The 13191-nt window shown below is 32.0% G+C and carries 15 protein-coding genes; 4 read left to right on the top strand and 11 right to left on the bottom strand.

The features are described from left to right. Window positions 1–115: 115 nt before the first annotated feature. Both Q0975_RS28125 and Q0975_RS28120 read right to left on the bottom strand, forming a co-directional pair. The gene (locus tag Q0975_RS28125; RefSeq protein ID WP_299444258.1) at window positions 116–646 is read right to left on the bottom strand and encodes a DUF4136 domain-containing protein; all 531 of its coding nucleotides are present in this window, start codon (window positions 644–646) and stop codon (window positions 116–118) included. 77 nt (window positions 647–723) lie between these two features. Beyond that, window positions 724–900 carry a DUF5522 domain-containing protein gene (locus Q0975_RS28120; RefSeq protein WP_299444261.1) on the bottom strand — a complete coding sequence of 59 codons (177 nt, stop codon included), beginning with the start codon at window positions 898–900 and terminating at the stop codon, window positions 724–726. 28 nt (window positions 901–928) lie between these two features. On the opposite strand from Q0975_RS28120, the gene Q0975_RS28115 reads away from it, so the two are divergent. The 4 genes from Q0975_RS28115 to hemL are packed head-to-tail and all read left to right on the top strand — an operon-like array spanning window position 929 to window position 4425. Further along, window positions 929–1255, top strand: a complete 327-nt coding sequence (locus tag Q0975_RS28115) for a hypothetical protein (protein WP_299444255.1) — start codon at window positions 929–931, stop codon at window positions 1253–1255. Window positions 1256–1313: 58 nt separating this feature from the next. Beyond that, entirely contained in the window at window positions 1314–2255 is a 942-nt protein-coding gene (locus tag Q0975_RS28110; RefSeq protein WP_299444252.1) for a pyridoxal-phosphate dependent enzyme, read from the top strand. A gap of 7 nt (window positions 2256–2262) precedes the next feature. Beyond that, a complete protein-coding gene (locus tag Q0975_RS28105; protein ID WP_299444249.1) occupies window positions 2263–3132 on the top strand; it encodes a glucosaminidase domain-containing protein in 870 nt (289 codons plus the stop codon). A gap of 6 nt (window positions 3133–3138) precedes the next feature. After that, window positions 3139–4425 carry a glutamate-1-semialdehyde 2,1-aminomutase gene (hemL, locus tag Q0975_RS28100; RefSeq protein WP_299444246.1) on the top strand — a complete coding sequence of 429 codons (1287 nt, stop codon included), beginning with the start codon at window positions 3139–3141 and terminating at the stop codon, window positions 4423–4425. A gap of 55 nt (window positions 4426–4480) precedes the next feature. On the opposite strand, the gene Q0975_RS28095 is transcribed toward hemL, so the two are convergent. The 9 genes from Q0975_RS28095 to Q0975_RS28055 form a co-directional block, all read right to left on the bottom strand. Beyond that, a complete protein-coding gene (locus Q0975_RS28095; protein ID WP_299444243.1) occupies window positions 4481–4813 on the bottom strand; it encodes a hypothetical protein in 333 nt (110 codons plus the stop codon). Window positions 4814–4955: 142 nt separating this feature from the next. After that, window positions 4956–6932 carry a tetratricopeptide repeat protein gene (locus tag Q0975_RS28090; RefSeq protein WP_299444240.1) on the bottom strand — a complete coding sequence of 659 codons (1977 nt, stop codon included), beginning with the start codon at window positions 6930–6932 and terminating at the stop codon, window positions 4956–4958. 235 nt (window positions 6933–7167) lie between these two features. Continuing rightward, window positions 7168–7593 (bottom strand): hypothetical protein, encoded by a 426-nt coding sequence (locus Q0975_RS28085; protein WP_299444237.1) that lies wholly within the window; start codon window positions 7591–7593, stop codon window positions 7168–7170. 49 nt (window positions 7594–7642) lie between these two features. Beyond that, window positions 7643–7912, bottom strand: a complete 270-nt coding sequence (locus Q0975_RS28080; protein ID WP_299444234.1) for an immunity 17 family protein — start codon at window positions 7910–7912, stop codon at window positions 7643–7645. A 195-nt stretch (window positions 7913–8107) separates the two neighbouring features. Continuing rightward, entirely contained in the window at window positions 8108–8707 is a 600-nt protein-coding gene (locus Q0975_RS28075; RefSeq protein ID WP_299444231.1) for a DJ-1/PfpI family protein, read from the bottom strand. A 192-nt stretch (window positions 8708–8899) separates the two neighbouring features. Next, window positions 8900–9715, bottom strand: coding sequence for a hypothetical protein (locus tag Q0975_RS28070; RefSeq protein WP_299444228.1), 816 nt, complete (start codon window positions 9713–9715; stop codon window positions 8900–8902). 102 nt (window positions 9716–9817) lie between these two features. Next, window positions 9818–10489 carry a DUF6796 family protein gene (locus Q0975_RS28065; RefSeq protein WP_299444225.1) on the bottom strand — a complete coding sequence of 224 codons (672 nt, stop codon included), beginning with the start codon at window positions 10487–10489 and terminating at the stop codon, window positions 9818–9820. Between the two features lie 327 nt (window positions 10490–10816). Further along, a complete protein-coding gene (locus Q0975_RS28060; protein ID WP_299444222.1) occupies window positions 10817–11833 on the bottom strand; it encodes a helix-turn-helix transcriptional regulator in 1017 nt (338 codons plus the stop codon). Next, window positions 11826–12845: a hypothetical protein gene (locus Q0975_RS28055; protein ID WP_299444219.1), complete on the bottom strand. Its 1020-nt coding sequence runs from the start codon at window positions 12843–12845 to the stop codon at window positions 11826–11828. The genes Q0975_RS28060 and Q0975_RS28055 overlap by 8 nt, the downstream gene beginning before the upstream one ends. Window positions 12846–13191 lie beyond the last annotated feature (346 nt).

Raw genomic sequence — 13191 nt, 5'->3', positions numbered from 1 at the left:
ATTATTAAATCAAATAAAAAATTTGAAAATCGTTTGGTTTCGTCATAGAAATCGAAATGACAGAGAAAACTACTTTTCAGACAGCCTCTCTTGATTTTATAAAACACAAGCCTTGTTATCTTGCCTGAGGTGGATATTTTTCTAATATTGCAGTTACAATCTGATTCATTTTTTCCTGCTTCTTGTCTACGTTTTTGGTTAAAGCAGCTGTCCCCATACCTTGCCAGATTAATTCTTTTTTTGAAGCATCTATCAAGTCAATGTATAATGTGCCTTCAGTAGTTCTGGAAACAGTATTTTGACCTGCTCCCCAAAACCAAGGATTCCATCCCCATCCGTAACCAAATCCAAAATTATTCTGGTATATGTTTACATTTTCTTTGGTCTTAGTAAAAATACTAACCAATACATCTGGATTTGCAGATTTAGTAAATCCTTTCGCAGTCATATCTGCTTCTATAGCTCTTAAAATGCGTTTTTTGTCTAGGTCACTAATTTCAGCTTTGTCAATTCCCGGTTTAAAAAAGGCATAGCTTTTATAACCGTCAAAATTAGCTTGCTTATCATAATCAGAAGCCACCCGAACACTAGAACAAGAGCTAAGGGTTATGATAAGGATTAATGATAAAAGAGAGAAAAATTTCATAGTCCTATATTTTGTATGTTCAACAATATTTTTTTAATAAAATAGGCACAACAATCATACCATGAGTACTATAGAAGCTACTCTTTAGTATATTTATTTGTCTTTTTATCATAACCATATGGACAATGCCTGCATCCACTCTCACAGCAATACCCTCTTTTTAGGTGATACTGTTCTGTAAAACATCGATACCCTTCAGGAGTAAGATAGTAATCTCCTTCTTCTGGTTTTAGTATTTTTTTTGGGTTGTTCATCGCCACAAAAATACTATCTTGCGGTAAGATGCCAATTGTAGTTAACAAATATTTGATAGGACGTCATTTTGTGGGAATCGCACTTTGGCCTTTTATTGTGGTAAAAGATCATCATCTAAAAAAAGATAAGGTTTTTATAAATCACGAAAGAATTCACTTAAAACAACAGTTAGAGTTATTGGTGATCCCATTTTATTTCGTGTATCTCACAGAGTATATTATTCGATTATTTCAGTATCGAAATTCACGAGAAGCATATCGCAATATTTCTTTTGAGCGAGAAGCATATGAGATGGAAACAGAACTTTCTTATTTAAAAAATCGAAAACTCTGGAGCTTTATCAAATATTTGTAGGGGATACTTTATCAGATTATTAATCGTAATTTTGCACAACTTCGTATAAAACGGTTACATGGATTTTTTTTCTTCGGAAGTACAAGCGTCTAGAAATCAGGAAATAATTGACCCTATCTTAAAGGAGGCTGAAGTATCATTATTTATAAAACGTGAAGATCAAATCCATGACTATGTTTCTGGGAATAAGTTTAGAAAACTGAAATATAATCTTATAGAAGCCCAAAAATTAGGGTTTGAAACCATTCTTACTTTCGGAGGAGCATATAGTAATCATATTGCGGCAACTGCAGCAGCAGGAAAAATAGTTGGATTACAAACTATTGGCGTTATCAGAGGAGAAGAATTAGCAAAAGATTTAAATCATACCTTATCAGAAAATGACACACTGCGGTTTGCAACCGATAATAGGATGAAATTAAAATTTGTTAGTAGAGCAAATTATAAAGAAAAAGCTTCAGAATCCTTTTTAGAGGAATTAAAAAAGGAATTTGGTTCATTTTATTGTATTCCCGAAGGAGGAACAAATGTTTTAGCTGTCAAAGGATGTGAAGAAATTTTAACAACTAGGGATGAAATTTTTGACTATATCTGTTGTGCTGTTGGAACTGGAGGAACGATTTCGGGCATTATTAATGCCAGTGTAGGGCATCAGAACATTATTGGATTCCCAGCTTTAAAAGGAAGTTTTCTTTCTGAAGAAATTGAAAAATACACCCGAAAAACTAACTGGAATTTAATTGAAGAATATCATTTTGGGGGATATGGTAAAATAAATTTAGAGTTAATAGAGTTTATAAATAAGTTCAGAGAAGAACAAAATATAGCCTTAGATCCCATTTATACCGGAAAGATGATGTATGGACTTTTTGATAGGATAAAGAACGGGGCTTTTACAAAAAATACTCGTATTTTAGCCGTTCATACCGGAGGATTACAAGGTATTGCGGGGATGAATAAGAAGTTAGAAAAAAAGGAATTTCCCCTTATTATGATTTGATATGAACATGAGGAAAATTATAATGTTGTTTTGTGTTACTACACTCTTGATTTCGTGTGGAGGTAGTAAAAAAGCAACTACTACAAGAAAGACGAATACTCATTCTCCGAGAAAGGCTGAGGTACATAGAGAGGTAAAAGAAGTAAAAAGGACAAAAGAGGAACCCAAAAAACCACTTGCTGCGGTTTCTTACAAAGAAAAAGTTCAGAATTATATTTTTGAATATGCCAGCATCGCTAAGCATGAGATGACTGAATATGGAATTCCTGCTAGTATAACTTTAGCCCAAGGAATCTTAGAATCTGGAGCGGGTTATGGTGAACTGACTGGGAAAGCTAATAATCATTTCGGGATCAAATGTCACGACTGGACTGGAGATAGAGTATATCATGATGATGATCGTTCTCAGGAATGTTTTAGAAAATACGAAAAAGCTAGTCACTCGTTTAGAGATCATTCATTGTTTTTAAAAAACAGGAAACGCTATGCAAAGCTTTTTACCTATAAACAAGATGATTATAAATCTTGGGCATACGGTCTTCGTGCGGCTGGATATGCTACAGATAAAAAATATCCGGTTAAGTTAATAAGTATTATAGAGAGGTATAATCTGTATACCTATGATGCAGAGGTCTTAGGAAAAACAAATACTGCGGAAAGACCTAAAACAGAAAAAGCACCAAAAGCACCAAAAGTTTTTAAGGTAGAAAAAGGAGCGTATGTTGTTAAAAAGGGAGATACGTTATATTCTATTTCCAGAAGATATAATATTAAAGTTGAGGAACTTAAAGCGTATAATAATTTAAAAGATAATGCAATCGTCATCGGACAAGTACTGAAGGTAGAAGAACCAGATGATGATTCTGAAGAATTTTAATCCAATATGATTTATAAAAGAAGTAGTGCTCTGTTTGGAGCGGCTCAGAAAGTGATTCCTGGAGGAGTTAACTCACCAGTTCGTGCATTTAAAGCAGTTGGAGGTGATCCTATTTTTGTAAAAGAGGCAAAAGGCGCATATTTATATGATGAAGATGGAAATCGTCTGATAGATTATATCAATTCCTGGGGTCCAATGATTTTGGGTCATGCACATCCACCGGTGGTGAATGCTGTTATTGAAAAAGCAAAAAAAGGAACCAGTTTTGGAATGCCTACGGAAATCGAAACTAAGATTGCCGAGTTAGCGGTATCTATGGTACCTAATATTGATAAAATACGATTTGTAAATTCTGGAACTGAAGCCTGTATGAGTGCGGTGAGATTGGCGCGAGGGTTTACTAAAAAAGATAAGATCATCAAATTTGCTGGGTGTTATCACGGACATAGTGATTCTTTTCTGATTCAGGCAGGTAGTGGAGCGGTTACTTTTGGTAGCCCTAATAGCCCTGGAGTGACAGAAGGAACTGCAAAAGATACATTGCTTGCCAGATACAATGATTTAGAAAATGTAGAAAGCATTATCAAATCTAATAAAGATGAAATAGCCTGTATTATTATTGAACCAGTTGCAGGTAATATGGGATGTATTCCACCTGTTAAAGGTTTTTTAGAAGGTTTACGTTCTCTTTGTGATGCTCATGATATTCTTTTGATTTTTGACGAAGTAATGACAGGCTTTAGATTGGCAAAAGGAGGAGTACAGGAATTATTTGAAGTAGATGCTGATATTGTAACTTTTGGTAAAGTAATAGGAGGAGGATTACCGGTTGGTGCTTTTGCGGCAAGAACCGAGATTATGAATCATTTAGCGCCTTTAGGCCCAGTGTATCAAGCAGGAACTTTAAGTGGTAATCCATTGGCAATGGCTGCAGGATTAGCCATGCTCACTGAATTAAATGATCAAACTAAAATTTTTGATAGTATTGCTAAAAAGACGGAATATCTTCATAAAGGGATCGCTAAGGTTTTAGAAGAGAATAATGTAGTCCATACTATAAACAGAGTAGGATCTATGATTTCGGTTCATTTTTCTGAGAATCCTGTTGTTGATTTTGAAAGCGCCGCAGAAGGAAATAATGATACCTTTAAGAAATTCTTTCATGGAATGTTAGATCAAGGAATTTATATTGCACCAAGTGCTTTTGAAACTTGGTTCATTACAGAGGCATTGACCTATCAGGATCTTGATGAAACTATAAAAGCTGTTTCAATCACTGCAAAAAGTTTATAAAAAGTAAAAGCCGATCCTATAAGATCGGCTTTTATATATTTTGATTTTTTATATACTACGTTCTACCTTGTCTGGTTTCTCTATAATAGATTTTGTACTGTTTAGGTCTTAATAATTTTTCCATTTCTTTATCAAGTGATTCTCCCTTACTAATAGCGTTGCCACTTCCAGATTTAGCATTATTTTTTCGTTTCTCAAAAAGTTGATAAACAGCTGCTTGTTGTTGTTTAGACAGGCCTAACATATTTGTGAGTTCATCAGTAATTTCTTGGGTAGTTCCCGAGATTTTATGATAACTATTGTCATGTAGTGTCTTTTTCTGCGCGATAGCAGATGCGGATGTTAAGAATAACATTCCGGCTAATAAGGTTAAAAAAATCTTGTTCATGTTTGGAGCATTTTAAGTTATTTCGGTAAAAAATAACAATGTAATGTTGTAAAAATACTATTTTTTCTTTTAAGATGAAAAATAGAATACTTGTTATATATAAAATTAGAGACTTTTAGAAATAGACAATGTGTTCAATTATCTAAGAAGCTTTAGGTAAGGTGATACAAAAAGTACTTCCTTCACCGAGGATGCTTTTTACATTGATTTCACCTTCATTAAGTTCTATGAGTTCTTTACATATTCTTAGGCCAAGTCCCGTTCCTGTTTCCTGTTGTGTTCCTTCTGTGGTAAATGTGTCTTCTGCAAAAAGCCTCCCCAGATTTTCTTCAGGGATGCCAACTCCAGTATCTTGAAAGCAAATTTCGTAATGTTCTTCTTTCTCTTTAGAAAGTAGTGTAATCGAATCTCCAGGATTACAGAACTTGATTGCATTAGCGATTAGGTTTTGGGATACAATAGAAAACATATCTTTATCTGCAAATACCATCGTGGGATCAAGTTGATTATTGAGTTTGATATCTTTAAGTTCTGCTTTAGGTTCAAAAAAAGTAAACTTGCTATGAATCACATCTTCGATGTTAAATTCTGTAGGCTTTACATTTAGTTCTTTCATTTGTGATTTTGACCAATTCAGTAAATTGTTCAACATGATAGAGGTTTGGTGCGTTCTATTCGCAAGCAAAGGAACAATTTCCTGAAACTCTTCCGTACTAATAGCATTTTCCTTTAGTAAGTTTAGTGTTCCGTCTAAGCCATGGATTTCATTTTTGAGATCATGGGAGATGATTGAGAATAATTTGTTTTTTACCTGATTAGATTCGTTTAATTCCTTAATATATCTTTTTCTCTCTCTACGGGTTTTGATAAAGAATATTAAAAATACCAATATGAGTATCGAAACTCCTAGGCTAATAAAAGTAAATATTCTGTAACGAAATAATTCTTCTTTAGTCTGAAGTTCTCTTTTTTCTTGAGCTTCAAGAAGTTTAAGTTGATCCAATTCAGATTTGAAACGCGCTTCTGCTTGCGTGATTTTTTCTACGGTTTCATTAGATGAGTTTTGATCCGCTATTTCTTGATATTTTTTTTGCCAGTTAAATGCTCCTGTAAAATTATTTCTCGCTGAATCTAATGAGGCCGAATATTGATAATTCGTAAGTAATAAGGGGGTGGTTTTTAGCTTTATTAGTTCTTTGCGAGCATCTCTTAGAAGAGTTTCTGCTTCTTCATAATTTTTTAGCTTTATAGCAATCAAAGCTAACTGTTGTTTTACATTAGCTGCAACTTTCTTATTTTGTGCCTTTAGAGCGGCGTTGTATGAAGAGTCGTAATATTTTTTTGATTTTTGATATTCTTTTTTGTCTAATGCTAAAGATGCTAGTCTATTATAAGCTAATGATTCACTTAATGTACTTTTGTTTCTTTTACTAATTTTTAGAGATTCTTTAGTTAGTACTTCAGCACTATCCATTCTTTTCTGAGCAATATAAACTAAAGCTAAATTATTAAGAGAAGCTCCTAGCTTTTTTGAATTATGTTTTTTCTTTAAAGCGATTGATTTTTTATAATATTTCTCTGCCAGTTCAAAATCATCAATGTCGGAATAGATATTAGCCATATTATTGTATGTGCTAGATAAAACTAAACCATCTTTTACCTTCTCGAAATATAAGTTAGCTTCTAAGATATAATGTATTGCTTGTTCAGCATTCCCTCTTCCTTGTTCTATTGTAGATTTGTTATTATTTATGATCGCCAGACCTCTCGGATAATTAGCTATTTTGTAATAGATAATGGCTTTATCATAATTATGAAATGCTTTTATGTGTTTTTGGGTGAAATTATAAACATTCCCAATTTGAGTGTATACATCTCCAATTCCTTTGTTATAATGTATTTTTTTAGAAAGAGGCAATAGTTTATCCTCATAGGATAATGCAATTTCATACTTTCCTTGCACCCAAAGTTGTTTGAAGTGTTTCATGGCGCTATCAAAAGCAATAGAATCTTTTGGAGTTTTGATTGTAGGAAGTATACTATCAATGGATTTTTCTTGAGAAAAACAACAGAGACTCCAAAGAGTCAATAAATATATAGCAAAAGTAGTTTTTTTCATATATTCTATTTTGGGGATAATAGATTAAATGCAATTTAGGTCTGCAAAATACATGTAATAATTAAAACAATTACTTGTTTGTAGTCTTATTCCTTCATTTTTGAATGCTTTTTCCGTAATTTTAACATAATCATCGTGTTTTTGTTGATTTCTGACGATAAAATGGGTTTCTAAAGAAAGTAATGTCTTAGTAACTTGTTGATTATGATCTTGTAAGATTTGTATTAGATATGTCTTATTCTATATCACTCCAAGTTACTGAAGATATTTTCCATTGGTTAGCAGTTTTGATAAATTGAATGGTTTTCATTCCTTCAGACGTAAAGGGTTTTTCGTTTAGTTTTCCTGATTTTTTATAATGACAAAATCGTTGAGCAATGTTTCTAAATATTTCTGTCTTCTCCGAAATCTCATGTTCTCTAAAATCTGTTAATGTTCCATTAGTTAAGATTTCTTCTCTAGGTGTAATAAAATTATCTAAATTATAAATCAGCGGATTTTCGAAGGAGTTATTGATGATTATTCCTTCTTTTATGAAGAAACTTTTTAATGCTTTTACATTCGGAATTTTATCATCAGTATTTGTGAATAAATCAAAGAAACGTTTTGTTAGTAAGTCAATCTGTTCCTTGTCCTTTTTATTTAAGTGTTCCGGTTCCATAGTGGTTTATTCTAAATACTTTTATTTTATTAAGAACGTGTTTTTATAGTTATGTGTACAATTCATAATAGGTAAATAATAATAAGGTAGTTCCAATCCCTATGAAACTTATAATTCCCATACACCATCTAACTGCTTTGTTACCAAATTTGGTTTCCCAATATGCTATGTTCCTCCAGCCACCTCCTGATTCCATAACCCAATTCCAGTTTTTGATGTACCCTATTAAGAAAATACCAAAACCGATAGCGGCGATTAGATACCCGTAATGAGGATATAATTCCATAAAGTTCTTAAAATCTGATATAATTTCATCCATAATGTACGCTGTTTTGTTTTCTAATAGGAAGCATTATTCTTTTCTAATTTTTTCAACATTTATGAGCATCCTCTTTCAAGATCACCATAGATAATCTATTTTCGTTTGGTAAATTATACTTCTCATAAACTTGTTTAAGATTTCCTTGAGTTTAGAATAATAGTGTATCAAATTAATGAAGAAAAAGTTGGTTTTTCACCTCAGTTCTTTGTTAGCTACAGTAATTATTTCGAATTTTTCTGGATGATAGTCCATTCCTACTTTTATTTCTTCGGTTTTTTCTTTTCCGATAAGTTTCTCAGATACGTACAAGCCTAAATCCAATGAAGATGCGACTGCACCCGCTGTTATAGTATTATTGTCATCAACAATTCTTGCTTGAGCAACTCTTTCACAATACTTTTCCAATGATTTATATTCATTAAAGTTGGTCGTTGCAATTTTGTTTTTTAAAAATCCAGCTGCACCAATTAATAAGCTACCGGTGCAAATTGAGACTATATAATCAACGTGCTCTCCAGTTCTCATCCATTCAATGAATTCTGTGTTGTATTGAAGTTTTCTTGTTCCATATCCACCTGGAACTACTATCATATCATAATCTGATAAATCAGGTTTAATTTTATCGACAATGATTTCTAGGCCAAAACTATCTTTTATCGATTTTTTAGTGGCGCACAAATCCCAATTAAGGTTTTCCATAAACCCTTTGGTTTTTATATTCTTTATAGGGTCATAAAATCCAATAAAATCTAAAAGAGTTATTTCATCAAATAGTATATATGCAATCTTCATTTTTTCTTATTATAACTATCGGTTTGTGTATGAAACGTAGCGTGTGAAAAGATATTAACTTTTCGGGTTAACACAGATCCGAATTTTTATGTTCTGTTTTTAATTTATCATTTTTTACGAAGCCAAATTTTTGAATTTGAGAAACTTGGTTGTAAGCTCTAAACTTCTTTGGAAGCCTCTAATAACTATATTTCATACACCATTTTTGGATACGTTTTTTTCTTTCCAACCATTAGTTTTAGATATTAGTTCAGGATAAAGGCAAGAGGATTTTCCGTCTTTTGAAACCAAAATCCGAACTGTGTCTCCAAGTGATTTATTATTGGTCAAAGCAAAATTATTCGTTCGAGATTTGCCGATATTATTATTTCCATTTGGGCTTTCATATTCGTAATGAACATCCATTGATATTCCGAATTTTGAAAATGTAAATCCCTTATTGTAGCTTATAGAAACAATTTTACCCTCTTTAATTTCACCTTTTTTATATAGGTCAATTTCTTTTTTAATTCTAAAATACAAGAAATAAGATAGGGTTAGACCTATTAGCAAAAAAATGCCTGCGATATAATTCATAAAATCCATACTAAAAGAGTATTGTTCATATCCTAAAACAATTGAATCTTCTTTTAAATGTTTAATTGAAATGATATCACCTTCTTTTAAATTTCGGATTTTTTTTGGGTCAAAAACACTAAACTTAGATTGCACTTTTTGTGCATTTAGTTCAAATTCATAGGTTAATATTGTTGGGTTATTACCATTGATAGTAACATTTTCGATTGGCTCAATTTCGGTCAGAATTGCACTTTCTTTTATTCCGTTAGATTTTATTTCTTCAATGTTCTCAACATACGGGAAGTTTTCTTTTAGAGAGTTCATCATTAAAGTGATAGGAATGAAAAGAAATAATGAAAATAAAACTCCTTGAGCTGCAAAGAGTAATAGTCTTGGTCTGAGCTTAGCTCTTTGCCAAATGGTTCTAAAATTAATTTTTCTATTTATCAAAGTTCTCTTTTATGTTAGTTAAGATACATGGTTTACACAAGTTAAAGATTAGACTTTACACGAAGTTAGTTTCTAACTCTGTAGATTGTTGTACGTGATACTTTATTTGCTATTCGCTTCAGATTTCTTAATATTCCACAAAGCAGCAGTTGATGCGATAAAAAATATTGTCAAGATTATATTTAAGTAGCCTCCTTTAATTATAATCCAAATATTTCCTGGTAAATATTTTGTAACTAAATCTTCGATCAAAAATGGAATGAGCGGAAAAAAAATAATAATCCATCTCGGATATAAAGTTTTTCTTTTCCAAACTTGACTAATAAAAAGAATAGATAAAATACTGACCATTGGATAAACGAATAATCTCAATATTTCGTTTATTTTTTCAGAGAGCAAAGCAGCTTTCTTTATGTCAAGATTATGTTCTGTTGCCAATTTTGAAGCAGTTGCAATAGCAAGAAAAGCTCCGTGAACAATCCCAAATGCTATTAAGATACTTCCAAAAAAAATCAATACGCCATTTCTGAAAATCGGTTTTGTCGTCTTAAAAGCATAATATACTTGACCTAACCCGAGCATATAAAACCAAGTTGCAAATAAAGCACAAACTCCGCTTGCGATAATTCTAAAATCAGACGCATTACCCATATTCTGTTTTAGACTCATGCTAGTTGGGTGATAATATAAAAGCATATCCCCAGCAAACAAAATTAATCCGCCCAATATTCCGAATATTCCCAAAACTCTAATCCAAAGTTGATTCATTTTCATCGATTATCGGGATTTCTCTTGTATTGCATAGAATGGTTTGTATAAGGTTTGTTGCTTGGTTAAGGATGGAATTTAGCAAATAAAAACCGAATAAAAAATCTGCAAGAATTTTCGTAAGTAACTAGAACTAGCAATAAATTTTATACGATGCTAGCAGCTATGCTTTTCTTCGGTTTTTCATCTTATTTACTGATTGGTATCTATAGTTGATTAATCAATTCTTCTTGTCTCTTTTTTGTTTCCAAACTTATACATTAATTCTTGCTCAATTGTTGTTACATCGTTTAAACGCATCGTTGAATTTTTCTCATTTTTGCATCTTCAATTTCACAATGATTTTATTTTTAAATTCATTGCTTCCTTTCGAGACTTTATTTTTAGTTTAGAGTAAATACTTCCTACGTGAGATTTCACGGTGGTCAACTCAATATTACATTCAGCTGATATTTCTTTATTACTCAATCCATTTCGTATTAAATCAAAGATTTTTCGTTCTTGAACGCTTAATTGTTTGATTTTTTCGTTCTTCTTTTTAAAATAAATAAGAACACTTATCAAAAGAATGCAAACAATACTCACTAAAAAAATAATGTATTTTGTGTTTTTGTTGTTTGCAAAACTATTATTAGCAATTGGAAATTTCTGTCGAAAAGATTTGAAATATGAACTGTTTTCATTTTCCCATTTCGATAAATAAATTTCATAAAATTTTGGATTTTCTAAGTAATCTGATTGAAAATCGGTCTGGTAGATTGCATAAAGAGATACCAAAGGATTTGAACAGGTATCTGCCACCACTTTCAGCTTTTCTGAAACGACCTCCTTTATAAATTCCTTTTCTATTACTGAATTTTCATAGTCTATGGAATTTGGGTAATTAGAGAATTTTTTAATGTGGTCAAACGTATTCATATAATCGGCTCCTCTTACTTTTGTATTCGAGAATATTGGTACACCTTCCGTATTGAATAGTTCTAATTCAGAATCTCGTTTCGCTATTAAGAACATAAAGTTTTCGTCTCTGCTACCAATGACCAAAGAGTTTGGTGAAACACCTTTTTTAACAACGTGTAAACGCAGTAAAGACCATTTAGCTGGTATCTTGTTCAAATCAATTTTGAAGTTACCAAGACTGTCAATGACCGCGCTTGTAATTATTAAATCATTTGAAACAGCGTATTCTTTCTCGAATGTTTTAATATATGAAACATATATTTTTCTTTCCCAAGAATCGTCTAATATCAATTTGCCAGATATTTGACCAGTTCTTTCAGAAAACGCTTTAGCTTGACCACACAATATTAGAAAGAGAACGACTATAGTGTTTTTTAATACTTTATTCATCCATAGTTGGTTTTATATATTGAGCAACTGACATAGCCACAGTGCCTTCCGGTTTTTGTGATGAGATTTTTATTTGCCATTCCCCAACTTCAGCACCAGAAATTGTTTTATCAAGAACACCTGAGGTATATTCCAACCCTTCTCCCTCTTCATTTGAATCAGATTTTGATTTGAAATTTAATGATAGTTCGCCCTCTTTACTCCCTTTAGGATTATAGATTTCAATTAAAGTAGTTCCTGAACTTATGTGTGCTCTGATGCCAATGCGCAAGGTTGTTTTGGAAATGACTTTAAAAGTTATTGGTTTGCTAGTATTTGATTGATTTGTGAGTGTTATATTCTTTGTGAGAATGTTTTTAAAACTCTTTCTCCATTCTTGAGCCTTCTTTCTTTGCACTTCGGCCTTTGCTCTTTGTATATCAGCTAATTTTCGTTGCTCATCAGCTTTTGCTCTTTGTATAGCAGCTTGTTTTCTTAATTCATTAGCCTTTTCTCTTTGAATTGCGCTTTTTCCTCTTTGCTCGTCTGCCTTTTTCCTTTCAATATTTGCTAACTCTCTTAATTCATCAGCTTTTTGTCTCTGAATAGCAGCTAACCTTCTCTGCTCAGCCGCTTTCTTTCTTTGAATTGCTGCTAACTTTCTCTGTTCAGTAGCTTTTTGTCTCTGAATTGCTGCTAATCTATGTTGTTCTTTTACTCGTGCAATAAATTCTTCTTTGTCTTTCTCATAAGTAACCATACTTCTTTTAATTTCATCATCTGTCAATCCTTTAGACTCTAATTGTTTTATATAAGCTGCTTTATGGATTTCCCAACTTTCTTCTGCTGAAAAACTATTGTTAAAATGATTTGGAGCATAAATGTAATTTACACTCAAAGAATCTTGTGCTACTTGACTGAACATAAAATTGCTGCTTGCAAGTAAAATGAATAATAAAATTGTATTCGTTTTCATACCTCTAAAATTAATATTAAAAATTTCTTTCAGAGCAAATCTAATTTGAGTTTTCAAGGATTAGAGTATAATTAGGGTAGGAAAAAGGTATGAGTGAGGTATGAAATGTCGATTATTAACGATTATTTAAATATTTGTACGGTTGTTGTTGTATTGCCAATAATGTTTAATACTTGTGTTGTAGCAGGGAAAAATGTTATTGTATTTTTTGATTTTTATATGTTTCTTTCTTATTAAATTTATAAAAGCTTGTGCTCAGATTAACCGGGTATTCAGCGACACTGCAAAAGGGAATGACCTTTCGATTCAGCACTAAACTTTGCTCCGATTTAATAGATGATGTTACTACACGCTTTTTATTTCCGCCATATTAGATATTCGACTGTCATTCCTTCAATTTGCC

The sequence above is a fragment of the uncultured Aquimarina sp. genome (assembly GCF_947500065.1).
In the GTDB taxonomy this organism is placed as follows: domain Bacteria; phylum Bacteroidota; class Bacteroidia; order Flavobacteriales; family Flavobacteriaceae; genus Aquimarina.
This window is presented reverse-complemented; position numbering and strand designations above follow the sequence as displayed.